The sequence below is a fragment of the Actinomadura rudentiformis genome (assembly GCF_008923185.1).
GTDB lineage: Bacteria > Actinomycetota > Actinomycetes > Streptosporangiales > Streptosporangiaceae > Spirillospora > Spirillospora rudentiformis.
This window is the reverse complement of the sequence record NZ_WBMT01000006.1, coordinates 292,902-316,229: the sequence shown is the minus strand read 5'-3', so window position 1 is coordinate 316,229 and position 23,328 is coordinate 292,902. Positions and strand designations below refer to the sequence as shown.

General features: G+C 72.3%; 25 protein-coding genes. 11 read left to right on the top strand and 14 right to left on the bottom strand.

The window, feature by feature from the left end; translation table 11 throughout:
• Nucleotides 1-3: 3 nt before the first annotated feature.
• From F8566_RS15085 to F8566_RS15075, 3 genes are all read right to left on the bottom strand, one after another.
• Nucleotides 4-939 carry a GlxA family transcriptional regulator gene (locus F8566_RS15085; protein ID WP_151560826.1) on the bottom strand — a complete coding sequence of 312 codons (936 nt, stop codon included), beginning with the start codon at nt 937-939 and terminating at the stop codon, nt 4-6.
• 23 nt (nt 940-962) lie between these two features.
• The gene (locus F8566_RS15080) at nt 963-1,547 is read right to left on the bottom strand and encodes a cysteine hydrolase family protein (RefSeq protein WP_151560825.1); all 585 of its coding nucleotides are present in this window, start codon (nt 1,545-1,547) and stop codon (nt 963-965) included.
• 187 nt (nt 1,548-1,734) lie between these two features.
• Complete coding sequence (locus tag F8566_RS15075) at nt 1,735-2,265, bottom strand: CGNR zinc finger domain-containing protein (RefSeq protein WP_151560824.1); 531 nt, start codon at nt 2,263-2,265, stop codon at nt 1,735-1,737.
• An 87-nt stretch (nt 2,266-2,352) separates the two neighbouring features.
• Between F8566_RS15075 and F8566_RS15070 the strand changes: the two genes are divergently transcribed.
• Both F8566_RS15070 and F8566_RS15065 read left to right on the top strand, forming a co-directional pair.
• Nucleotides 2,353-3,252: a DMT family transporter gene (locus tag F8566_RS15070; protein WP_225993192.1), complete on the top strand. Its 900-nt coding sequence runs from the start codon at nt 2,353-2,355 to the stop codon at nt 3,250-3,252.
• A gap of 69 nt (nt 3,253-3,321) precedes the next feature.
• Nucleotides 3,322-4,023 (top strand): 2OG-Fe(II) oxygenase, encoded by a 702-nt coding sequence (locus F8566_RS15065; protein ID WP_225993191.1) that lies wholly within the window; start codon nt 3,322-3,324, stop codon nt 4,021-4,023.
• A 4-nt stretch (nt 4,024-4,027) separates the two neighbouring features.
• On the opposite strand, the gene F8566_RS15060 is transcribed toward F8566_RS15065, so the two are convergent.
• From F8566_RS15060 to F8566_RS15045, 4 genes are all read right to left on the bottom strand, one after another.
• A complete protein-coding gene (locus F8566_RS15060; protein WP_151560823.1) occupies nt 4,028-4,870 on the bottom strand; it encodes an SCO6745 family protein in 843 nt (280 codons plus the stop codon).
• A gap of 329 nt (nt 4,871-5,199) precedes the next feature.
• Complete coding sequence (locus tag F8566_RS15055; protein ID WP_151560822.1) at nt 5,200-5,877, bottom strand: alpha/beta hydrolase; 678 nt, start codon at nt 5,875-5,877, stop codon at nt 5,200-5,202.
• Between the two features lie 55 nt (nt 5,878-5,932).
• On the bottom strand, nt 5,933-6,451 hold the full coding sequence (locus F8566_RS15050) for a pyridoxamine 5'-phosphate oxidase family protein (protein ID WP_151560821.1): 519 nt from the start codon (nt 6,449-6,451) through the stop codon (nt 5,933-5,935).
• Between the two features lie 99 nt (nt 6,452-6,550).
• On the bottom strand, nt 6,551-8,173 hold the full coding sequence (locus F8566_RS15045) for an RNA polymerase subunit sigma-70 (protein ID WP_225993190.1): 1,623 nt from the start codon (nt 8,171-8,173) through the stop codon (nt 6,551-6,553).
• A 481-nt stretch (nt 8,174-8,654) separates the two neighbouring features.
• On the opposite strand from F8566_RS15045, the gene F8566_RS15035 reads away from it, so the two are divergent.
• Nucleotides 8,655-9,248, top strand: coding sequence for a dihydrofolate reductase family protein (locus F8566_RS15035; protein WP_151560820.1), 594 nt, complete (start codon nt 8,655-8,657; stop codon nt 9,246-9,248).
• 59 nt (nt 9,249-9,307) lie between these two features.
• Here F8566_RS15035 and F8566_RS15030 read toward each other — a convergent pair whose 3' ends face one another.
• From F8566_RS15030 to F8566_RS15015, 4 genes are read right to left on the bottom strand one after another with little or no spacing between them, the layout of a single operon-like run.
• Complete coding sequence (locus F8566_RS15030) at nt 9,308-10,072, bottom strand: methylated-DNA--[protein]-cysteine S-methyltransferase (RefSeq protein WP_151560819.1); 765 nt, start codon at nt 10,070-10,072, stop codon at nt 9,308-9,310.
• 4 nt (nt 10,073-10,076) lie between these two features.
• A complete protein-coding gene (locus F8566_RS15025; RefSeq protein WP_225993189.1) occupies nt 10,077-10,706 on the bottom strand; it encodes an RNA polymerase sigma factor in 630 nt (209 codons plus the stop codon).
• Nucleotides 10,707-10,748: 42 nt separating this feature from the next.
• Nucleotides 10,749-11,414 (bottom strand): response regulator, encoded by a 666-nt coding sequence (locus tag F8566_RS15020; RefSeq protein WP_151560818.1) that lies wholly within the window; start codon nt 11,412-11,414, stop codon nt 10,749-10,751.
• Nucleotides 11,411-12,616, bottom strand: coding sequence for a sensor histidine kinase (locus F8566_RS15015; RefSeq protein WP_225993188.1), 1,206 nt, complete (start codon nt 12,614-12,616; stop codon nt 11,411-11,413). The genes F8566_RS15020 and F8566_RS15015 overlap by 4 nt, the downstream gene beginning before the upstream one ends.
• 71 nt (nt 12,617-12,687) lie before the next feature.
• On the opposite strand from F8566_RS15015, the gene F8566_RS15010 reads away from it, so the two are divergent.
• Both F8566_RS15010 and F8566_RS15005 read left to right on the top strand, forming a co-directional pair.
• Nucleotides 12,688-14,322 carry a sensor histidine kinase gene (locus F8566_RS15010; RefSeq protein ID WP_151560817.1) on the top strand — a complete coding sequence of 545 codons (1,635 nt, stop codon included), beginning with the start codon at nt 12,688-12,690 and terminating at the stop codon, nt 14,320-14,322.
• Between the two features lie 47 nt (nt 14,323-14,369).
• Nucleotides 14,370-15,035, top strand: coding sequence for a response regulator (locus F8566_RS15005; RefSeq protein ID WP_151560816.1), 666 nt, complete (start codon nt 14,370-14,372; stop codon nt 15,033-15,035).
• Nucleotides 15,036-15,130: 95 nt separating this feature from the next.
• On the opposite strand, the gene F8566_RS15000 is transcribed toward F8566_RS15005, so the two are convergent.
• Together F8566_RS15000 and F8566_RS14995 are read right to left on the bottom strand one after the other, a co-directional pair.
• Nucleotides 15,131-16,006, bottom strand: a complete 876-nt coding sequence (locus F8566_RS15000) for an ABC transporter permease subunit (protein ID WP_151560815.1) — start codon at nt 16,004-16,006, stop codon at nt 15,131-15,133.
• Between the two features lie 3 nt (nt 16,007-16,009).
• Nucleotides 16,010-16,981, bottom strand: coding sequence for an ATP-binding cassette domain-containing protein (locus F8566_RS14995; RefSeq protein WP_151560814.1), 972 nt, complete (start codon nt 16,979-16,981; stop codon nt 16,010-16,012).
• A gap of 183 nt (nt 16,982-17,164) precedes the next feature.
• On the opposite strand from F8566_RS14995, the gene F8566_RS14990 reads away from it, so the two are divergent.
• A complete protein-coding gene (locus F8566_RS14990) occupies nt 17,165-18,439 on the top strand; it encodes an epoxide hydrolase family protein (RefSeq protein WP_151560813.1) in 1,275 nt (424 codons plus the stop codon).
• 90 nt (nt 18,440-18,529) lie between these two features.
• Here the strand turns inward: F8566_RS14990 and F8566_RS14985 are convergent, their stop codons facing one another.
• On the bottom strand, nt 18,530-19,291 hold the full coding sequence (locus F8566_RS14985; RefSeq protein WP_151560812.1) for a phosphatase PAP2 family protein: 762 nt from the start codon (nt 19,289-19,291) through the stop codon (nt 18,530-18,532).
• Between the two features lie 264 nt (nt 19,292-19,555).
• On the opposite strand from F8566_RS14985, the gene F8566_RS14980 reads away from it, so the two are divergent.
• The 5 genes from F8566_RS14980 (at nt 19,556) to F8566_RS14960 (ending at nt 23,287) form a co-directional block, all read left to right on the top strand.
• On the top strand, nt 19,556-20,035 hold the full coding sequence (locus F8566_RS14980) for a DUF1707 SHOCT-like domain-containing protein (protein WP_225993187.1): 480 nt from the start codon (nt 19,556-19,558) through the stop codon (nt 20,033-20,035).
• Nucleotides 20,036-20,091: 56 nt separating this feature from the next.
• Entirely contained in the window at nt 20,092-20,736 is a 645-nt protein-coding gene (locus F8566_RS14975) for an HAD family hydrolase (protein ID WP_151560811.1), read from the top strand.
• Nucleotides 20,737-21,041: 305 nt separating this feature from the next.
• Nucleotides 21,042-21,545, top strand: a complete 504-nt coding sequence (locus F8566_RS14970) for a hypothetical protein (RefSeq protein WP_151560810.1) — start codon at nt 21,042-21,044, stop codon at nt 21,543-21,545.
• Between the two features lie 90 nt (nt 21,546-21,635).
• Nucleotides 21,636-22,604, top strand: coding sequence for an ArsR/SmtB family transcription factor (locus tag F8566_RS14965; protein WP_151560809.1), 969 nt, complete (start codon nt 21,636-21,638; stop codon nt 22,602-22,604).
• Nucleotides 22,601-23,287 (top strand): hypothetical protein, encoded by a 687-nt coding sequence (locus tag F8566_RS14960; RefSeq protein ID WP_151560808.1) that lies wholly within the window; start codon nt 22,601-22,603, stop codon nt 23,285-23,287. The genes F8566_RS14965 and F8566_RS14960 overlap by 4 nt, the downstream gene beginning before the upstream one ends.
• Nucleotides 23,288-23,328: the final 41 nt, after the last annotated feature.

Below are 23,328 nucleotides of genomic sequence, written 5' to 3'. Positions count from 1 at the left end.
AGTCTACGGCCGGGCGGCGGTGGCGCCGGTGCGCGAGCGCAGGCGGCGCAGCATGCGGGCGTCCTGGAAGCCGACGGCGCGCGCGGCGGCCTCGACGGTGACGCCCTGCCCGATGAGGTGCCCGGCGTGTTCGAGGCGCAGCAGTTGCTGGTAGCGCAGCGGGGTGAGCCCGGTGGCGGCGCCGAACAGGCGGGTGAGGGTGCGCTGGCTGACGCCTCCGGCGGCGGCGAGCGCGGACAGCGGGAGCGGTTCGGCGAAGCGGGCGTCGATGAGGTCCTGGACGCGGTGGACGGCGTCGTTGAGGTGGGAGCGGTGCCGGAGCATGGCTCCGATCTGCTGGTCGTCGCCGTTGCGGCGGGCGTAGACGACCATGGCGCGGGCGACGCGGGCGGCGGCGCCGGGCCCGTGCCGGACGGCGATCAGGTGCAGGGCGAGGTCGATGCCGCTGGCGATGCCCGCGGAGGTGACGACGCGGCCGTCGGTCACGTGCAGCACGTCGCGGACGACGTTGGCGCGCGGGTGGCGGCGTGCGAGCTCGTCCTGCAGTTCGTGGTGGGTGGTGCAGCGGCGGCCGTCCAGCAGCCCGGCGGCGGCGAGCGCGAACGCGCCGGCGCAGACGCTGGCGACGGTGCCGCCGTTCTGGTGGTGGGCGGCCAGGCGGCTCGCGGTGGCGGCGCCGACGCGGCCCCAGCCGGGGTTGCCGGTGCCCCACCGCCAGCCGGGGACCATGACGATGTCGCCGGGTTCCAGTTCGGGCCAGGTGGTGGTGGCTCGTACCGGCAGGCCTTGTGCGGTGGGGACGTCGTCCTGCTCGGCCACGTACCGCAGCCGGTAGGGCGCGCCGTCGAGGTTGTGGGCGGCGGTGGAGAAGACCTGGGCGGGTCCGGCCAGGTCCAGAAGGTGCAGTCCGGGGACGAGCAGGAAGACGATCTGGGTCACGATCTGGTCAGGATACCGTCTGTTCAGGACACCGTGAGCTGGTCCAGGGTGGCGATGGTGGCGAAGCGGCCGGCCAGGGCGTATTCGGTGCGGGCGATGATGTCGCCGGTGGGCAGGGTGCGGGGGTCGGCGAGCAGGTCGGCGGCGGTGGTGTAGGCCGGGGCGTCGCGGTGCGGGATGGGGAAGGTGGCGGTGGCGTCGGTGACGAAGGTGACGGTGTAGCCGAGGTCGGCGGCCAGCCGGGCGGTGGTCTCGCAGCACTGCTCGGTCTGGATGCCGCAGATGACCACGTCGGTGACGCCCGCGGCGGTGAGGAGCTGCTGGAGGTTGGTGGTGGTGAAGGCGTTGCGGCTGGTCTTGGTGACCAGCGGCTCGCCGGGGCGCGGCTCCAGCCCGTCCATGAGGCGGACGTGCCCGGTCTCGGGGTCGAAGACGCCGCCGGTCCCCGGCTCGGCGTGCAGCACCCATACCACCAGGTCTCCGCGGGTGCGGGCGGCGTCCACCAGCCGTCCCGCCCGGCCGGCGATGTCGGGTGCGGAGACCGCCTGCCAGCTGGGCCGCATGCGGAAGGACTCTTGAACGTCGATGACGAGGAGTGCGGTGCTCATACCCCGATCCTGACGCCCGACGGCCGGCCGGCGACAGACACGATCAGGCCCCTTGCCGGAACGATCCGGTCACATCCTCCGACGCATGCCGTGCCACGTTCATGCGATGTCGCTGCGGCACAACCCACCCCGCGATCCAGACGCCGGGGCGGGTCAGGGGTCCGGGTGGGTCAGACGCCGGGGCGGGTCAGGGGTCCGGGCGGTGGCGGGCCCGGAAGGCGGCGGCTTTGGCGCGGTTGCCGCATTCGCGCATGTCGCACCAGCGGCGGGTGCGGCGGCGGGAGGTGTCCAGGTACAGGCGGGTGCAGGGGTCGGCCTCGCATTCCTTCACGTCGCGGGCGTCGGGGCCGCCGAGGAGTTCGACGGCGCTGCGCGCGAGGGTGGCCAGCGCGGCGGGCAGGTCGCCGGTGCGTTCGACGGTGCCGTCGGCGGTGAGGCCGACGGTGACGGGTGCCGCGGCGGCGTGCCGGTTGACCAGGTCCCGGTCGTGCCGGCCGCCGGCGCCGGCGGCCAGGCGGTAGATGGCCTCGCGCAGCGCCACGGCGGTGTCGAGCCCGGCGGCGTCGGCCGGGGGCGCGGTGGTGAGCAGGCCCGCCTCCACCGTCCAGCGGGCGAGGTCGGCGGGTGTGGCGAGCTGGTCGGTGCGGTCGTCGCGCCGGTGCCGCACGGTGCCGGCGAAGTCGAGCGCGGGGTCACCGCTGACGAACGTGAAGCCCATCACCCCATCATAACCGGCTTGACAGGTTATGGACGCGATCACCAGACTGAATAACCGTTCTAGAGGGTTACTCGGGAGGGTGTGGTCGTGGCGGTCAGGATCGAGGAGGCTCCGCCCGCGCAGGCCGCGCCGGTGACCGGGTCCGGGTGGGCGGCGGTGATGCCGCCGGTGTTCGTGGTGTTGTGGAGCAGCGCGTTCATCGCGGGGGCGATCGGGGTGGACGCGGCGCCGCCGTTGCTGCTGACGTTCGCGCGGTTCGCGCTGGCGGGGGTGCTGCTGGCAGGGCTGGCGGTGGTGTTGCGGGCGCCGTGGCCGCGCGGGCGGCGGCTGGGGCACATCGCGGTGACGGGGTTGCTGATCCAGGCGGTGCAGTTCGGTGCGCTCTACAGCGCGATGGGATTGGGGCTGCCCGCAGGGGTGGTGGCGCTGGTGCAGGGGCTGAATCCGGTGGTGATCGCATTGCTGGCGGCGTCGGCGCTGGGGGAGCGGGTGACGGCCCGGCAGTGGGCGGGGTTCGGGCTGGGCGCGGCGGGGGTGGTGCTCGCGGTCGCGGACAGGGTGGCGTTCTCGGCGCTGGGCGTGGTGCTGTGCGTGGCGGGTCTGCTGGGGCTGAGCGTGGGCACCCTCTACCAGAAGCGGTTCGTGGCGGACATGAACGTCTTCTCGGGCACGGCGGTGCAGTTCCTGGTGGCGGCGCCGGTGATCGGGGTGTCGTCGCTGCTGGTGGAGACGCCGCGGGTGACGGACTGGCCGGCGTTCGGCGGGGCGCTGGCGTGGATCGTGCTGGTGAACTCGGTCGGGGTGTTCCTGCTGCTGAACACGATGCTGCGGCGGTCGTCGGCGAGCCGCGTGAGCACGTTGTTCTTCTTGATCCCGTCGGTGACGGCGCTGCTGGCGTGGGTGACCATCGGGGAGTCCCTGGCTTTGCCGACGGTGGCGGGGCTGGTGCTGGGCGGCGCGGGGGTGCTGCTGGCCAATCGTGGTTGAACGCCGCTGCAACCGGCGGGGGCTCGGCGGGGTTCTCCGCAGAGACACCTCTGGCAGGAAGGATCCCTTGTGTCAGTCCAGGAAAGGTTCGCTGTGGACTGGGTGCGGGCGGAGGAGGACCTGGATCGTGCCGGGTTCGCGCTGACGCCGCCGTTGCTGACCCCGCAGGAGTGCGCGGAGCTGATCGGGATGTACGGCGCGGACAGGGCGTTCCGCAGCACCGTGGTGATGGCACGGCACGCGTTCGGCGAGGGTGAGTACCGGTATTTCGGCGATCCGTTGCCGCCGCTGGTGCAGGAGCTGCGCACGCGGCTGTATCCGCCGCTCGCGGCCGTCGCCAACCGGTGGGCCGAGCGGCTGGGCGAGGAGGCGTACCCGGGTGATCTGGAGGGGCTGCTGGAGGCGTGCGCGGCGGCGGGCCAGCACCGGCCGACGCCGCTGCTGCTGCGGTACGGGCCCGGCGGCTACAACTGCCTGCACCAGGACGTGTACGGCGAGTTGATGTTCCCCCTGCAGGTGGCGGTGATGTTGAGCACGCCGGATGTGGACTTCACCGGCGGGGAGAGCGTGTTCGTGGAGCAGCGTCCCCGCGCGCAGTCCCGTCCGATCGTGGCGCGGCCGGGCCTGGGGCAGGGGGTGGTCTTCCCGGTGCGGCACCGGCCGGTGCCGTCGGCCCGCGGTTTCAAGCGGGTGGCGATGCGGCACGGGGTGAGCGAGGTGCTGTCGGGCGACCGTCACGTGCTGGGCGTCATCTTCCACAACGCCCGCTGAACGTTCAGATCGGGGGCAGCGCCATGGCGTTGGGGAACGGGATGGCGCCGCCGGAGCCGACGATGTGGTGGGCCAGGGGCCGCAGGCATTCGGTGAGCCGTGCGGTGGCGCCCGGGCCGAGCGCCTCGAGCGCGGGTGCGGCGAGCCGTTCGGTGGTGTCCTCGATGGCGGCGCGGTCGGCGCGTCCCTGCTCGGTCAGGGCGCCGTCGGCGGTGAGCCAGCCGCGTGCGGCGAGCCGTGCGGTGCAGGCGTCCCACTCCTGTTCGCTCCAGCCGCGCTGCTCGCGCTGCTGCGGGGAGGAGGTGCCGACCGCGACGGAGACGCGGTTGGCCTCGCAGCCGTCCAGCCCGCCGGTGAGCAGCGCGGCGATGTGCCCGTCACCGCGGAATTCACGCAGCACGGTGGCCGCCCACCACAGCGCCAGGTGCGGCTCGGCGGGGACGGGAAGCGCCGCGTGCGCGGCCGACAGGGGACGTCCCTGTGGCGGGCACGCGGCGGCCGCCTGGGTGGCGAGCTCGGCCGCCTCGGCGACCTCGGGCGCGGTGATGAGGTCGCCGAGCAGGCGCCGCAATGTCCGGTCGGCGGCCTGGAGCCGCGCGTCCAGGACCTTGCCGGGCGGGCAGAACCGCCAGGCGTCGGGGATCGCGCGCTCGACGCGGCGCGGCGCGAAGTTGTAGAAGGTGGCCGTGACCATCTGGGGCCCGGGCTCGCCCATGGCGGCCGACCGGGAGGCGAAGTAGCCCATCCAGTAGCCCTTGAGCCCGGCGGCCTTGTAGGCGGCCGCCGCCTCGTCGGAGAAGTAGATGGGCGCGTGGTACGCCTCGATCAACCGCCACACCTCGTCCATCGCGCACACGCTAGCGACCGCTCACACGACCCGTCCAGCCTCGGGAAGGTCACCGAAGGCGCGCACGGCCCAGCCTGCACCACCCAGAAGCTTCACCGCGTCGGCGTAAGACAACCGCTTCGCCATCGGACACCCCACCGGTCAGCGAGCTTGGGCGCCATCTGCCCCGGTACTCGATGAGACGCCCTTCAGGGGACGGTGGTTCTAGGGGTTCCGGTCCCGGAGTGGCCACGTGGCCGTACCGGATCCGCTGACTCAACCGGCAGGCTCCGCCTCCTCTGCACACCCTGATGTCTGTGGGCGTGCAGAGGACCCGCGCACGCGGGTTGTTACCGTTCGGCCTGGTAGGCCTCCAGTCGATCGGCCAGTTCCCTGGGGCGGCTGAGGGCGATGGTGTGGCCGCCGTCGATCTCGTCCGGGGCGATGCCGAGGCGTTGTTCGACGATCCGGCGCATGAACTCTGCAGGGAAGAAGCGGTCGTCGCGGCAGAGCAGGACTTTCGTCGGCACCGCGGGCCATGCTTGAAGCGGCCATGGGTGCAGGAAAGGTGTGGCGGACTGATAACGGCGCCGCTTGATCGCCTCTGCCGCCAGGTCGGGTGGCACGTCGTGGAGGAAGAGGGAGATCTCGTCGTCGGGTGCCCGTCCGTCGCGTGTGTCCTGCTCGTGTCGGGCCTTTTCCCAGCCGGTGTTGGCCCACCACTGGCCGGGCGGCTCACCCGGCGAGGGGATCATCGCTGTCAGCAGCACCAGCAGATCGACCGGGACCCGATCGCACACCAGAGGAGCGGTGAATCCGCCGAAAGACTGGGCGACCACGACGAGGCCGGTGCGGTGCCCGATGGCGTTGATCACCACGTCGGTGTACTCGGCAAGCCCGGCCGAGTCATCGTCGCAGGGCAGATCGGGCGCGACCACGTCGTGGCCGCGCCCGCGCAGTTCGGCGTTCAGCAGATGCCAGTACCAGGAGTCGGACGCGGCGCCGGGGATCAGTACATAGGTGGTCACGATGAGCTGCCCGCCTGACGGTGGTGACGGTCGGGCTGATTTCCGGTCCCTCTCGTCACAGTCGGCCCCGACGTTCGAAGTCCCGCACGCTGCTGCCACCGGGAAGCCGTGTTTGGAAATCCAGAACCCCGACCCAGGTCGGCCGCACGGCGATGCGCACCATCTTGGTACCAGGGTGATCGACGGCCGCCACATTGGCGGCACCCTGCTCCTGTCCGGCGTAGCGGCGCTGGGCCAGCGCGTACTCCGGGACGATCCCCTCGATGTCGGTGACCGACGCCCGCCCACGGATGAGGAGGGCCTGAGGTGGGGTGGTGGCGGCGTCGATGGTGATGGCGACGTCGGGCCTTGCCCGCAGGGCGCCGACCTTGGCACCCCCGAACGTCGAGAGCACCACCTCCGTCCCTGTCCAGTGAAACAGCATCGGGAACACGCGCGGCGTGCCGTCCGCCGCGACATACGCCACTCGAGCCAGCTCCTTGGAGGAGAGCAGACGCTGTGCCACGTCACTGCCCAGCAGGCCGACATCACCTTGCGGCAGCGCCATCACATCGTCGCGATTTCCGGTTCCCATCAAACAACTCCTCACCGTCGCCGACCGCGCGTATCGCGGCCGTCGGCTGTTGAGACGGTGAGGCGGCCGAAAAGGAATCACGGCCCAGGGCGACGATAGCTAGGACAGTGTCAGCGGCAGATCGAACGCAGGGAACACACGCGGCTCGAAGGCGGTGATCTCGGCGATTCTCCCGTCCTCGACCCGCAGGACGTTGAGCACCTGAGCCCGGTACTCCCGGTCTCCTGGCACTCGGACGTACCCCGCCACGGCAGGCTGCCGGTTGGCCCGGGTCGGCACGCTTCGCCACTGCGCCCGGTACAGCGGCGAGTCGGGTCCGAGGGCATGGGCGGTGAAGTCCATGACCGCCTGGCGACCGGAGAACCAGAACGGAAGCGGAGGCATCGTCATCCGCACGTCTTCACTCAGCAACTGTGCGAGCACAGCGGTGTCCGCCTGCTGGTGGGCGTCCATGAAGCGCTGCAGCAATGCCTGCTCCTGCGCAGTGGCGGGCGTCGACGCCGCCCACTCCTCCCGACGCTGCGGGAGGTGCATCTTCAGAGTCGGCCGCGCTCGCTGCAGAGCGCTCTTCACCGAGGCGACGCTCACTCCCAGCGCCGCGGAGGCCTCCTTGGCCGACCAGCCGAGCACGTCGCGCAGGATCAGCACCGCACGCTGCCGGGGAGGCAGGTGCTGGATGGCGACCAGGAACGCCAGTTCGATGGTCTCCTTGTCGACCGCGGCGGCGTCCGGCTCTGCGTCGCCTGGCGCCATCGGCTCCAGCAGCCGATCCGGGTAGGGCTGGAGCCATCGGATCTCATCCGGCGGCACCTCGCCTCCAGCGCCCTCCCGCGGGAGCGGATGGCGTGGGTGCCGGTCGAGGAAGTCGATACAGGCGTTCGTCGCGATCCGGTAGAGCCACGCACGGAATGTGGAACGCCCCTGGAAGCTCTCGCGTTTGCGCCACGCCCGCAGGAATGTTTCCTGGACCAGATCCTCGGCCTCCTCGAACGAGCCGACCATCCGGTAGCAATGCACCTGCAACTCCCGCCGATACTGCTCGACCAGCCCGCCGAAGGCCGACTCATCAGCGTTCTGAGAGGTAGCGATGGTCACGGCTTCACCGGCCCGGCCCCTGCTGGCTGGGGCGACGGCATCGGAGAGGTAGCGGTGCAGGGACGTCTTGGGGATTCCGGTCTTGGCCGCGATCTGACCGAGGGAGTCGCCCTGGGTCTTGAGCAACCGAGCGTATTCGATCTTGTCGGCGGGGTGGGTGCGGGGGCGGCCGATCTGGCGCCCGGCGGCCTCGGCGGTGGCACGGGCGTGCGCGGCGCGTTCGGCGGTGAAGGTGCGTTCCATCTCGGCGAACAGCGCCAGCAGCAGGAAGGCGATGCGGCCCATGCCCTCGTCGGCGGTATTGATCGGCAGCGGGTCGGCCAGCGACCGTACACCAATGCCCTTCTCGGCGAGGTCGTGCACCAGGTTGAGCACTTCGCGGAGGTTGCGGCCGATCCGGTCCAGCGTGTGTACGACGACCGTGTCGCCGGCACGCGCGTAGGTCAGGAGCCGATTGAGGCCCTCGCGGTCGACGGTGCCGGTCTTCTCGTCGACGAAGATCCGCTCGTCCGGGATGCCGGCGGCGGCCAGGGCGTCGAGCTGCCGATCAAGGGACTGCCTGGTGGTGGAGACACGGGCGTAGCCGAGGTCGAGCCCGCGCCGAGGGTGGGCGTCATCGGTTCCCATCCGCACACCGTACCGAAACTCGGGTTCGTACTACTGTTTCGGAACGATGCTTGTGGAACGACTTCCGGCACGATCAGTGGCAGTCGTGAAGGATCTGCGGGTCGCTCGACGAGGAGGTGCCGATGACGGTGCGCATTTCGACGGCGTGGTCGGCGTCTACGCCAGGGCACGTCCCGGGTACCCGCCGCAGGTGTATGACCACCTCGCGGCGGCTTGTGGCGGAACGCTGGACGGCGCGGGCGCACTTGACGTGGGTTCGGGAACGGGCCTGTCGCACAGACGGGCTTGTGCTCGTGGCGGGTGAGCAGCGGAGCCGTAGGCGGTGATCGCCCCGGTGTGGGTCAGGTCGACCCTGCGGCCTTTGTCTTCTGATTTTTCTGGATGGGGTGTCGATTGGCGGCGAGTGCGTTCGTAGCCAAGGTGAGAGGCCGGCAACCCGGTCTGGATCCCCAACACGCGATCAGCAGCCGAGGAGAGCATCATGACCGCTACCTACACGTTCGACGTCTTTTCCAGCCTCGATGGGTTCGGCTCCTACGACGGCGGGGACTGGGGCGGTTACTGGGGTAAGCAGGGCCCCGAGTTCCTCGACCGCCGCCTCGCCCTGTACGGCGAGGAGCAGCGGCTGGTCCTGGGCGCCAACACCTATCGGCAGTTCGTGCAGTTGCTGGGCTCGGGCGCCGAGGGGTCCGGTGTGGGTGACCCGTCGGTCGATCCGAACGCACGGATGAGGAGCATGCCGGCGACGGTGGTGTCGGCCACACTGGAGGGCCCCCTCGACTGGCCGGGCGGTGCGGACGTCGTGAGCGGCGATGTCGTTGACGTCGTCTCCCGGCTCAAGGAGGAGTCCGAGGTGCCGTTGCGCTCGCACGGCAGCCTGTCGCTGAACCGGTCGCTCATGGCCGCCGGTCTGGTCGACCGCGTCCAGCTGACGATCTTCCCTGTGATCACCGGTCGGACCGGAGTGGAGCCGATCTTCCAGGATGCGGCCGACTTCGACCTTGAGCTGATCGAGCACCGGACGCTCGACGGCCACACCCAAGAGCTCATCTACCGACCCACCCTGCATGTGTGAATCCCCACCCCGGCGAGCAGCCGGTGCTGATTCGCCCGGGCGTTCATGCGCGGTTCGGGTCAGGCGGGCTCGGGCTGGCCGGGGCGGCAGTGCCGGCAGGGGCGGTATCCGGCGGCCTGGGCGGCGGTGAGGGTGCGGAACCCGTGCCGGTGCTCGGGGGTGATGCGGCGGGCGTCGGCGCAGGTAGGGTAGCACACGATGCCGGTGGTGTCGCTGCCGAGGTAGAACACGCCGGCGTCGGCGAGCGCGGCGACCTCGTCGAGGTTGACGTTCTCGGCGCGCAGGAGCCGTTCCTTGGCACCGGCGCCGAACACGTAGTCACCGATGGCGCCGTCGGAGCGGGTGACGCGGTGGCAGGGGATCAGCAGCGGCACCGGGTTGCGGCCGAGCGCGGACCCGACGGCGCGGACGGCCTTGGGCCGCCCGGCCCGTCGCGCCACCCAGGCGTAGGGGCGGGTCTGGCCACGCGGGATCGCGGCGGCGGCGCGCAGCACGGCGGCCTCGAAGTCGCTGAGGCCGCGCAGGTCGAGCCGCAGACCGCCGAGCTTGCCGGTGCGCAGCGCGGGCAGCAGCCCGGGCGGCGGCTTGGCGGCCGGCAGCAGCGGCCGGCCGAAGCGGGTGCGGAACGCGGCGGTGAACTCCTCCTCGTCCAGCCCGACGCGCAGGTAGGCGACGCCGTGGTCGGTGAAGGCGACCTGGACTTCCTCCAGCGGCGCGGGGACGTGCACGCGGCGGGCGACGATCCGGTCGAGCAGGGTGTCGGGTGCGTCGGCGGCCAGCCCGGCCAAGCCGGTGGTGAGCGGGTCGGGAACGTCAGAACGCATACCTTCAACATGCATGAGGTGCCCCCTGAGTGGTGTGCAGCTTGCGGAGCCGGGCCAGTCCCCGGGAGATGTGCGATTTGACGGTCCCCTCGGGCACGGCGAGCACGACGGCGATCTCGGCGATCGGCAGGTCGGCGACATGGCGGAGCACGACGGCGGCGCGTTGCGCCTCCGGCAGCTTCTCCAGAAGCCCGGCCAGTTCCCGGCCGGTCTCATGCCGCGTGGCGGCCGCCTCGACGCCTTCGGCGGGGTCTGCGGGGTCGGGAGCGTCCTCCAGCGGGCCGGGCGGCGGGCGGCGGGCGGCGCCGCGGCGGCTGTTGCGCCACAGGTTCATCAGGATCGTCAGCAGCCAGGCCCGCGGCCGCAGCTCGGCGATCCGGCCGGCGCCGTATCCGGCGAGCGCGCGGTAGGCGCGCAGGAACGCCTCGGCGGCCAGGTCCTCGGCCTCGGCCCAGCGTCCGCACAGCCGCAGCGCGGTGGAGAACACCGCGCCGCGGTAGGCGTCGTACAGGACCGTGAAGCCGTGGTCGAGGTCGCCGGCGAGCGCCGTCACGACCCGGGCGGCGACCTCGTCGGCCGCGTCGGGTGCCGTGCTGGTGTCAGGGTCGGAGACCACTTCGTCCGTAACCGTCACATCCGTTCAACACCGGCAGGCCGCGCCCGGTTGCACCCGGGGTCAGCTGAGCCACCCCGGTTTGATCATGCCGCTTTCGTAGGCGAGGACGACCAGCTGGGCGCGGTCACGGGCGCCGAGTTTGGACAGGATGCGGCTGACGTGGGTCTTGGCGGTCGCCGGGCTCAGCACCAGCCGCGCGGCGATCTCCTCGTTCGACAGGCCGGCGGCGACCAGCTCCAGCACCTCGCGTTCACGGTCGGTGAGGGCGTTCAGCTCGACCGACGGCGGCGGCGCGGTGATGCGGGAGGCGAACTCGGCGATGAGCCGCCTGGTCACGGTGGGGGCCAGCAGCGCGTCACCGCGCGCCACGACCCGCACGCCGTGGATCAGCTCGGGCGGCTCGGTGTCCTTGACCAGGAACCCGCTGGCACCCGCCTTGATCGCCCCGTACACGTAGTCGTCGAGGTCGAAGGTGGTGAGGATCACGACCTTGACGCCGGCCAGCCGCGGGTCGGTGACGATGCGGCGGGTGGCCTCCAGGCCGTCCAGCACCGGCATCCGGATGTCCATCAGCACCACGTCGGGCCGCAGCTCGTCGGCCAGCCGCACCGCCCGCTCGCCGTCACCGGCCTCGGCGACGATCTCGATGTCGTCCTCGCCTTCGAGGATCGACCGGAACCCCGCCCGCACCAGCGTCTGGTCGTCGGCCAGCAGCACCCGGATCACGCACTCTCCTCCATCTGCCCCGCCGGGCGGCGCAGCGGCAGCCGCGCCCGTACCCGGAACCCGCCCGCCGGGCCGGGCCCGGCGGTCACCTCACCGCCGACTGTGGCGGCGCGTTCCCTGATCCCGCGCAGCCCGTTGCCGCTCTCGAGCGCGGCCGGGTCCGCCGGACCGGTCCCATCGTCGTCGATCTGCACCACCACCGCATCCGCAGTGGAGCTGATCTCCACGGTGGCCTTGCTCGCACGGGCGTGGCGGACCGCGTTGGTCAGGGCCTCCTGCACGATGCGGTACCCGGCCAGGTCCACCGGCGCGGGCAGCGGCCCGGCGGGCACCTCCCCGACCAGGGTGACCGGCAGCCCGGCCGCCGACGTCTGCGCCAGCAGCTCACCGACGCGCGCCAGCGACGGCGCGGGCGCCACCGGAGGGCCTGCCTCGTCGCCGCCGTCGACCTGCCGCAGAACACCCAGCACGCCACGCAGCTCCTGCAGCGTGTCCTTGCTCGCGTGTTTGATCGCCTCGAGCGCGGCGTAGGCCTTGGCGGGGTCGTCGCGGCGGTGCAGCGCCGCCCCGGCCTGCACGTTGATCAGTGAGATCTGGTGGGCGAGGATGTCGTGCAGCTCGCGGGCGATGCGCAGCCGTTCCTCGGTGGCGCGCCGCCGCGCCTCCTGCTCACGGGACCGCTCGGCCTCCAGCGCGCGCTGTTCGGCGGCGGCGAGGGCGGCACGGCGGTTGCGCACGTACTGCCCGAGCGCGGTCACCAGCAGCAGCCAGAACGTCAGGCCGGCGACCGACTCGGCGCCCATGACCATGTCGGCGTCTTCTTGGCCCGTGGCGCCCCTGGCGAGGTTGACGATGACGAACCCGGCGTTGATCGCCGCCGCGGCGCTGAGCGGCACGTACAGGCGGCACCGCACCGCCGCGGTGTAGAGCGCGATGATGAACACGAACGCCAGCGGCCCGTCGGGAAAGCCCATCGGGTAGTAGGCGACCGACACCAGCAGGGTGACCACCAGCACGATCACGGGGTGGCGGCGCCGGAACGCCAGCGCCCCCGAACCCACCGCGGTCATCGCGGCGCCGGCGGGGAACAGCGCGTTGTCCCCCGACTTGGTGTTGGCCGCCGCCGCGACCAGATTGACGATCAAGGCGAGCGCGGCCAGCGCGATGTCGGCGCGCGCGGGCGTCCACCAGCTCCGGGTCACGGCCACAACCTATTGCACCCCTGACTTTCGTCAGTATCAACGCTGATCAAACCGCTTGTAGCGTGGACGGCGTGAACGACTCGGGGCCCCGCCGCACCAGGGTGAAGGACGCGCTGCTGTTCGCGGCGCTGGCGTCGCCGGTGGTCTACGGCGCGCTGCTGCCGCCGGCCCAGGGCGGAGCCGCCTGGTGGGCGGCTGCCGCGGGGGTGGCGGCGCTGGGCGGCGCGGTCGCGGCCAGCCGCACCCGTCCGCTGCTGTCACTGGTGATCGTGCTGGCGCTGGTGCCGCTGCAGGGCAATTTCGCGTTCGGCGTCCCGGTGATGGCCTACCTCACCGGCCGCCGCACCGCGCACGCACGCCCGGTGCTGTGGGCGTTCACCGCCGTGTTCGTCGCGGGCTCGGTGCTCAACATCGCCCGTGGCATCGATGTCACCAGCTGGTTCCCGCTGACCCTCTACCTGGTGCTGCTCGGGGTGCTGCCGTGGCTGGTCGGCCGCTACTGGCGGCAGTACCAGGAACTGGTGGACGCCGGGTGGGAACGCGCCGAGCAGCTGGAACGCGAGCAGCGCATCGTCGCCGAGCGGGAGCGGCTGCGTGAACGAGCCCGCATCGCCCAGGACATGCACGACTCCCTCGGCCACGAGCTGGCGCTCATCGCCGTCCGCGCGGGCGCCCTGCAGGTCGCACCCGGCCTGCCCGAACGTCACCGCGGGCAGGCCGCCGAGCTGCGCGCCAGCGCCGCCGACGCCACCGAGCACCTCCGGGAGATCATCGGGGTGCTGCGGGAGGAGACCGGCCACGACACCACCGGCCGCGCGGCGGAGCCGCCGGGCGGGGCGCCGATCCGGCCCGCCCGCGAGAGCATCACCGATCTGGTGGAACGCGCCCGCACCTCGGGGATCCCGGTCTGCCTCACCGGCGACGCCGAGCCGCCCGCCGGCGCCGCGCCGATGGTCGTCCTCGCCGCGCACCGGGTGGTGCAGGAGGCCCTGACCAACGCCGCCAAGCACGCCCCGGGAGCCGCCGTGACAGTCCGGCTGGCCCGCTCGGACGGGGGCAACGGCGCGGGCAAGAGACCCGGCGCGACCATGGTGACCGTCACCAACGAGCCGCCGCCCGCCGGGCCGCCGCTGCTGCCGTCGGGGGGCCGCGGCCTGACCGGGCTGGCCGAACGGGTCCGCCTGGCCGGCGGGACCCTGAGCACCGGCCCGACCGCGGACGGTGGGTTTCAGGTCGAGGCGGAACTGCCCGACGTCCCCGCCGCGGCACCGGTGGCGGGCGCGGGGCACGAGACCGCCTGGCGGCTTGACCACGGCCGCCGCCGGCTTCGCCGGGGCCTGATCACCGCCATCGCGGTCCCGGCGGGCCTCGTCGCCGTCCTGTCGGCGATCATCCTGGGTTACTACGCCTACGCCACGCTCAACTCGGTGCTGCCGCCCGAGGAGTACGAGGCGCTGCGGGTGGGGCAGCCGCGCACGCAGGTCGAGGAGGTGCTGCCGGCGACCGAGCTCATCGACTCCGACGCCAACCGCGTCCGGTTCGCTCCGCCGCCGCCCGGGGCGCACTGCGAGTTCTACCGGGCCGACGGCAACCTGCTGGGCCTCGGCACCGTCTACCGGCTGTGCTTCGCCGGTGACCGCCTGGCCGGCAAGGACGCCGTGCGCGTGACCTCCGATCCCGCGCCCTCGCCGTCGGCCACGCCATGACAGGCCTGCCATGACAGACCTTCCATGATGCGAATGAGAGGACACAGGTGATCCGGGTACTGCTCGCCGACGACGAGGCGATGATCCGCGCCGGGGTACGGGCGATCCTGTCGGCCGACCCCGGCATCGAGGTCGTCGCCGAGGCCGCCGACGGCCACCAGGCCGTGGAGCTGACGCTCGCGCACCGGCCCGACGTGGTGCTGCTGGACATCCGCATGCCGCGCATGGACGGGCTGGCCGCGGCGGACGAGCTGCGCCGCGTCGCCCCCGCCGCATCGGTGCTGATGCTGACGACGTTCGGGGAGGACGAGTACATCGCCCGCGCCCTGTCGGGCGGCGCCGCGGGGTTCCTGCTGAAGTCCGGTGACCCGCGTGAGCTGCTGGCGGGCGTGCACGCCGTCGCCGAGGGCGCGGCCTACCTGTCGCCCAAGGTCGCCCACCGGGTCATCGCCGAGCTCAGCGGCGGCGGCCGGCTGGCGCACGGCACCACCGCCCGCAAGCGCACCGGCGCCCTCACCCCGCGCGAACGCCAGGTGCTGGCGCTGGTGGGCGCGGGTCTGTCCAACGCCGAGATCGCCGCCCGCCTGCACGTCGTCGAGGGCACCGTGAAGGCCTACGTCAGCGCGATCCTCACGCGGCTGGAGGTCAGGAACCGCGTCCAGGCCGCGATCATCGCCTACGAGGCGGGACTGGTCGACGACACCCTGCGATGACACCGCAGAGTGTCACCGCAGGGTGTCACCGCAGGGTGTCACCGCAGGGCACCGCCGCCCGGCCCCGCCACCGGGCCTCCGGATCGAGGGCGCCGTCAGGCGTCGCGGCGGCGCAGCACCACCGTGCCCAGCGCCAGCGACGCCACCGCCCAGGCGGCCAGGATCAGCAGCCCGACGGCCGGTGGGTACGGGCCTCCCTCGCCGGCCATGAAGTGCCTGCCAGCCGTGCTCGGCAGCGCGTCCGCCACGTACCCCAGCGCCTTGACGCTGCTGTTGACCAGGAGCATCGGGACGGCCATCAGCAGCAGGAACGCCGTCGTCAGCGCCCCGGCGGTGCTGCGCAGGACGGTCCCGACCCCCAGGATGAAGACGCAGGTCAGTGCCAGGTACACGCCGACCGCCAGCACGTCGGCGACCGCGTCCCCTGCCGAGAGCCGGCCCCATCGGCCCAGCAGCGGCTCGGCCACCGCGGTCCCCAGCACGCCCAGGGCGACTCCGGCGGGCAGCATCACGGCCGCCGTCACCGCGGCCTTGGCCGCCAGCATCCGGTCGCGCAGCGGCACCCACTGCAGCGTGGTGCGGATGCTGCCGGTGGCGTACTCCCCGGTGATCATCAGGATCGCCAGTGCGATCAGGACGAACTGCACCAGGTCGGTCGCGCCGACCGCGATCCCGCTGACCTGCACCACGCCCTGGTCGTCGGTGGTGATGGCGTTGGTGTTGTTGGACGCGGTCGACGTCGCCAGGATCGCGCTCATCAACCCCATGACCCCGAACGCCGCGAACAGCGCCCACCATGTGGAACGCAGCGACCACAGCTTGGTCCACTCGGCCGCGACCGCTCCCGGCAGCCCACCGCCGACCGCGCCGCCGCCCCTGCCGTGTGCGCCGCCGTTCCCGCCGCGGTCGCCGTCGTTTTCGCGGTCACCGTTGTGGTCGCCGCGTGCTCGTAGTCCGGTCAGGTTCGCCACCGGTCACACCCCTGCCTTCTGCGGCGCGCCCGCACCGTACTCCACGCTCGTCCCCGTCAGTTCCATGTAGGCCTCCTCGAGCGAGGCCTCCTGCGGGCTCAGCTCGTACAGCGGCACCCCGATCTCGTGGCAGATCATCCCGATCCGTTCGATCGGCGCGCCCGTCACGATCAGCTCGCCCGCCCGCTCGTCCGCCCGCTCTCCGTCGCCCGCCAGTTCACCGGCGTCTGACCGCGTGACCTGCAGCGGCATCGGCTCGGCGGCCAGCCGCGCGGCGAGCTCTCCTGGTCGCGGGGTGCGGATCCGCACCGCGTTCCGCGAGCTGGCCGCGATCACCTCGGTGACCGGCGCGTCGGCCAGCAGCCGGCCCTTCCCGATCACCACCAGCTGGTCGGCGGTCAGCTGCATCTCGCTCATCAGGTGGCTGGAGACGAACACGGTGCGGCCCTCGGCGGCCAGCGACCGCATCAGCCGCCGCACCCACAGCACCCCGTCGGGGTCCAGCCCGTTCACCGGCTCGTCGAACATCAGCACCCGCGGGTCGCCCAGCAGCGCCCCGGCGATGCCCAGCCGCTGCCCCATGCCCAGGGAGAACGACCCGGCGCGCCTGCCCGCCACCGCCGTCAGCCCCACGGTCTCCAGCACCTCATCGACGCGCCGCACCGGGATGCCGTTGCTGCGCGCCATCGCGGTCAGGTGCGCCCGCGCCGACCGTCCGGGATGCACCGCTTTTGCGTCCAGCAGCGCGCCGACCTCGGTCAGCGGCCGTGGCAGCGCCGCGTACGGGCGGCCGCCGATGAGCGCCTCGCCCGCGGTGGGCCGGTCCAGGCCCAGGATCATCCGCATGGTCGTGGATTTGCCCGCCCCGTTCGGGCCCAGGAACCCCGTCACCTTCCCCGGCGCGATCTCCAGGGACAGGTCGCTGACCGCGGCCTTGTCCCCGTACCGCTTGGTGAGTCCCCGCAATGTGATCATCGAGCCTCCCGGCTCTCTCGTCATGCCGATCCGATGTCGGTACCGACGCTAGGAACCGGGGGAGTGCCGCCACAGTGCCCGAACGCCACCCGCGCTCCCTGACTTTCGTCAACCCCGCCTGACCACAGCCGCAGGGCACGAGTAGGAACATATCTGTCCTACTTGGCTTCTAGCGTCGGCGGCATGACGAACTCGCAGCACGACATCCGCCCGTTCCGCATAGACATCCCGCAGGCCCAGCTCGACGACCTCAACGCACGGCTGGCCAACACGCGCTGGCCAAGGGAGCTGCCCGGCGTCGGCTGGGACCGCGGCGTCCCGGTGGGGTACCTGAAGGACCTGGCCGAGTACTGGCGCACCGGTTACGACTGGCGGGCGCACGAAGCCGCGCTCAACGAGCACCCGCAGTTCATGACCACCATCGACGGCCAGAACGTCCACTTCCTGCACGTGCGCTCACCGGAGCCGGACGCGACCCCGCTCATCCTGCTGCACGGCTGGCCCGGCGGCGTCACCGACTTCCTGGACGTGATCGGGCCGCTGTCGGACCCGCGTGCGCACGGCGGTGACCCGGCCGAGGCGTTCCACCTGGTGATCCCGTCGCTGCCGGGTTTCGGGTTCTCCACGCCGCTGGCCGGACCCGGCATGAGCGCTGCCAGGATGGCGGGCGTGCTGGTGCGGCTGATGGCGGCGCTCGGGTACGGGCGGTACGGCGTGCAGGGCTATGACACCGGTTCGTGGGTCGGTCCCGAGATGGGCAGGCAGGACGCCGAGCACGTCACCGGCGTCCACCTCAACGCCATGATCACTTTCCCGGTCGGCGCGGACGGTGAGATGGACGGCCTCACCGAGACCGAGCAGCGCCGCTGGCAGGCGATGCAGGACTTCAACGACGGCTACCTGCAGTGCAACTCCAAGCGGCCGCAGACGGTCGCCTACGGCCTGCACGACTCGCCCGCGGGGCAGCTCGCCTGGATCGTGGAGAAGTTCAAGGAGTTCACCGACCCCGAGGACGGGCTGCCCGAGGACAGTGTCGACCGTGACCGCATCCTCACCGACGTGTCGATCTACTGGCTGACGGGCACCGCCGGATCGGCCGCGCAGATCTACTACGAGGAGATGTCCGCCGCCTCCTGGAGCGGCACAGCCGAAGCAGGCGAGGCGGGGGAGTGGGGGACCGGCAGTGCCGGATGGGACTCCTCCGCAGCCGACGACACCGGTGCGGCCACCGGTGCGGCCACGGGTGAGGATGGCGCGGGCGGATGGGCGCCCGAGCGGGGGACCGTGCCGACCGGGGTGCTCGTGTCCAACCACGACGTGACCATCCGCCGGTGGGCCGAACGTGACCACGACATCGTCCATTGGACCGAGGCGGGCCGCGGCGGCCACTTCCTGGCGATGGAGGCGCCGGACCTGCTGATCGACGACGTCCGCGCGTTCTTCCGCAAGCTGCGCTGAGCCCGCCGCAGCCGACGTCCCGGTGCCGGGCGGCACCGGGACGTCGGCTGCGTCTCTGCTGGGGTGTGCTCTGTGCTGGGGTGTGCTCTGTCAGGCGGGCGGGTAGTGGCCGTCGCGGCCGGTGCCCGACATCACGTCCGGCAGCGTCTCGGCCGCCATCGAGGGCGCGGCTGTGGGCGCGGCCGTGGGCGCGGCGATCCCGCCGGGCACGGCGCGCGCCGGAGCCGGGACCGGGGCCCGGTCGAGGAACGCGGGCGACGGACCGAGCAGGAACGCGGCACCCGGCCAGGCCCGCATCGGCTCCACCGCCGGGGCCAGCAGCCGCGCCATGACGAGCACGACCACCGGCGCCACCGTCACGCCGAGCACGAACCCCGCGGCGACGTCGTGCGGGTAGTGCACTCCCACGAACACCCGGGAGAACGCCATCAGCGCCGCCAGCGGCAGCACCACCGCCGCCATCGACCGCCACGCCACCACGATCACGGCTGCGGACGCCGCCGCGATCGTCGCGTGGTTGCTGGGGAACGACCAGTCGCCCGGCGCCGGGCAGGCCACGATGTTGGCCGCGTCGGCGACCGCCCGGCACGGCCGTTCCTCCTCCAGGAAGGTCTTGGAGACCTCGCTGACCAGGTAGGCGGCGACCACCGCGAACGGCGCCGCCAGCGCCAGTATCATCGCCTGGTCCGTCCCGCCGCGGGCGCGCCACCAGCCCGCCACGAACAGCGCGGCGAACAGCAGGAGGCCCGCGTCGGTGCCGATCTCGGCCACCACGTGCACCCATGACGGCAGCCCGTCGGCGAACTCGGTGATCGCGCGGTACCAGTCTGCGCTGAATCCAGGCGCTTGCATGCTCTCCCTCACGTACGGAACGGTCACTCGCAAGGTGAGATCCTCCAGCAGACCGGGAAAGTTCACTCCACGTTCATCGAAATGTGCTGAATGTCAGGCTAAAGAGTGATCATTAGGCGGCGGATCATCCGGAAGACCAGACCCGACCCCTACTTTCGGCAGGGTCCTGCGAACGATGTACACCCGGTTCGTCACGCCGGAGGACGACCACGCCACTCCCCGCAGCCATGCTGGAAACACCCAGCACGAACGGGGAGGAACCCGATGACCACGCCCGACTTCACCAAGCCCGACCTGGCCGAGGCCGACTTCACGCGGCCCGGCACCGCGCTGCGCGCGGGCGACGCCGACCGCAACGCCGTGATCGAACGCCTCGGCGACGCCCTCGCCGACGGCGCCCTGGACACCGCCGAGTACAGCCGCCGTCTGGAACTGGCCGCCACCGCCGTCACCATGGACCGGCTCGAGCTGCTCACCGCCGACCTGCCGGTCTCACGCGCCGCCCAGGCCAAGGCCGAAGCCGCCCGGGAAGAGGCCGACAAGCGCGAATGGCTCAACGAATGGGGCTACTGGGGCGCCGGCGCCCTCATCATGACGGTCATCTGGGGCGTCTCCTCACTGCAGGCGGGCGAGCTCAAGTGGTTCTGGCCCATCGCCCCCCTCGGCATCTGGGCCGCGATCCTGGTGTCGTACGCCATCTGGCCCGACGCCAAGGACAAGCACCGCGGCTCGGTTCGCCACTGACGGCACTGGGAACCCGTTCGCCCCGTCCGCCCACGATGCACCACAATTGGTTGATCGTGAGCAACCTGCACATCTTCGACATGGACGGCACGCTGCTCGCCGGGTCCACCGCCAATCTCGAGGTGGCCCGGCAGCTCGGCACTCTCCCCGAACTCCACGCCCTCGAGGCCCGCTTCGCCGCCGGCACCCTGGACACCCGCGGCTTCTCCGCCGCCATCCACGCACTCTGGCGCGCCCTCACCCCCGCCCAGGTCGCCGCCGCCTACACCGCCGGGCCCTGGCTCAACGGCATCCCCGACGTCGCCGCCGACATCCGCCGCCGCGGCGAACGCTCCGTGGTCATCACCATGTCGCCCGACTTCTTCGCCCGCCACCTGCTCGACCTGGGCTTCGACGAGGTCGTCGCCTCGCGCTTCCCGCCGCTGCCGTTCACCGCCCCGCTCGACCCCGCGGGCATCCTCACCCCCGCCGACAAGGTCCGCATCACCGACGACCTGCGCGCCCGCCACGGCCTCACCCGCGCCCAGTGCGTCGCCTACGGCGACTCCATGTCCGACGGCCCCCTCTTCCGCCACCTCACCCACACCGTCGCCGTCAACGCCGACCACCACCTCGCCGGCATCGCCGCCGCCGACTACCGCGGCAACGACCTCACCCAGGCCTACAGCCTCGGCCGTGCCCTCCTCGACAATCCCGCCTGACCGCCACGGGCACGGGCACGGGCACGGGCACGGCGAGATCATCACCATCGCCCAGCGACACGCAGACCGTGATGACGCTGGCCAACGCGCTGGGCACGCGCGCCGCGCTCGCCTCACCCAACCTGAAGCCGCCATCGCAGTCCACGACCGCCGGGGTTCTCGGTGCGGCAGCGACCCTCGGAAGCAAACGAGCCGTCCCAAGCCAGATTCCTGATGCCGAGGGGATCATCGCCGTGGCCGCCATCGACATGCCAAATCCCGCAACCGCTATCACGATCTGCACCTGTCCGATTACCGTGGGTCATATGACCTGGCCCCCGCACCCGCCCAGGCCGCGCCGCACGGCGGGGGCCCGGTCCACCGCGGTCTTCACTCTCCTCGCGATCGCCGCTGCCGCAGCGGTCTGGGTCACCGTCCAGGCCGCCCACCACACCCCGCGCAGCGGCCGTGGCGATCTGGCGCCTTCCGGGCCGGGCACGCCGTCCGCGAGTCACAGCGGCACACCGCCGTCCCCGCACACCACCCCCTCCACGTTGACCGGGTTGACCGGTGAGCAGGACATCACACGGCCGGCACCCGCGCCCGCCCGCACCCGCACCCGCGCCGGCACGCCAGATGCCCGTACGCCGCGTCCCGTTCCACCACGGCCTTCGCGCAAGCCGCCGCGCCGCCCTCCGCAGGTCCAACCACGCAAACCCGCGCAGCCTCAGGCACCCGCCTGGATCCGCGCCGAATGCGCACGCCGCTTCGATGACGGCCCGCGCCGCTCGGCCTGCGTCACCCAACTCCAGCAGACCCTCAGCCGCTGACACCCTCCGGGATCGCCGCCACGGCGACCCCGCACGGCCATGCGCGGTCGTCCGTAGGCGGACCGATATCGTCGCGCCAGGAGGGAAACGATGGGTTGGTGGCAGATCAACGCGGACACGCTCGCGCGTGGCCGCTTCGTCATCTCGCCCCTGGCCGAGACCACCGCCGCGCTCAAAACCCTCCACCACGCGACGGCGGCCCATCCCGGTGAACGCACCTGGCTCGACACGCACCTGCCCGCCTACCGCCGGCGCCTCACCGCCGACCCCGTCACCGCCCTGTTGATCCACGCCGCCCTCGGCCCCACCTGGAACGCCACCTTCCTCACCCCCGCACCCGGCGACGACGCCACGTTCGACCAGGAACTCGCCCGCGTCCGCGCCACGCCGCCCGATGCCGCACGCACCGACCTCGGCCCCTCCCTGCAAGGCCCGCTCCCCACCGCCCTCGACCGCGACGACCTGCCCGAACGCGCCGCCGGCCTCCTCCGCTGGGTCTGGATCCACACCGTCCACCCCACCTGGCCGCACCGCCGCCGCGTGATCGAGGCCGACATCGTCGCCCGCACCGCCCACCTGGGCCATGGCGGCTGGGCGGCCGCCGTCGGCGACCTGCGCCCGGGCATGCGCTGGCTCGGCGGCGACCGCCTCCAGATCACCACCCACGACCACCCGCCCCGGCACCTCACCGGAGACCAGCTCATGTTCGTCCCCGTCACCCCTCACCGGACCTGGCTCGCCTGGGACGACACCCACCGCCGTTCCGCCGTCGTCTACCCCTGCTCCGCCACCCTCACCACCGCCCGCCAGACCCCCGCCGCCGCATCACTCGCCGCTCTCCTCGGACCGGTACGAGCCGCCGTCCTGACCCTCCTCGACACCCCCAAGAGCACCACCCAGCTCGTCGCGCTCACCGGACACGGCCTCGGCTCGGTCGGCCGCCATCTCAAAGTCCTGCTCGACGCCCACCTCGTCCAGCGCCGCCGCGCAGGGCGTTCGGTCCTCTACTACCGGACCGGCACCGGCGACGCCCTCGTCCAGGCCCAGGAGCACCCATGAGGGCCCCCACGACCCCCGGCACACCTCCCACCGGCCACACCACCGGCGCCGCCTACCTGCCCTGGCTCGCCGTCATCGCGATCGCCTACTCCCTCACGCACCACATCGGGTTCGGACTGGCCTGGCTCGGCAACGCGGGGGAGACCCGATGGGCCGACTGGGTCGACCTCATCACCCCCTACGCCGTCCTGCTCCCCGCCGCCGCGGCACTGCGCGCCGGGGGAGCGGCACCCCGCCTCTGGATCCTCTACCTCGCCGGCGCCCTCACCTACGTCGAAGGCCACGGCATCCACCTGGCCGCCAACTCCGTCAGCAACGCCGAACCCAGCGACCTGGTGCATCTGTGGGACGAGGTCGTCGGCCACTACCTGTGGTACGGCGGCCTCGCCGTCGTCTTCGCCGCGCTCGCCGCGGCCCTGGCCCGCCGGCCACCCGCACGCGGGCCGCTGCCGGCCCTCCTCGCCCTCATCACCGGCGTCACCTTCACCACCAACGCCCTGGAGGGCGGCACCGCCGTCGCCGGCATCGCGGTCGCGGCGGCGTTCACCGCCTGGGGGTGGCGCACCCGCGGCACCCTCGGCCGCGTCATGATCTACACCTTCGCGCCCGCGCTGATCCTGCTCATCGCCTACGGCATCATGCACGGGGGATTCCCCGAACCCTCCGACATCGGCTGGGTCTGACCCGGTCCCGCTCCGCCGCCGCTCGGCGCGGCGCGACAGCG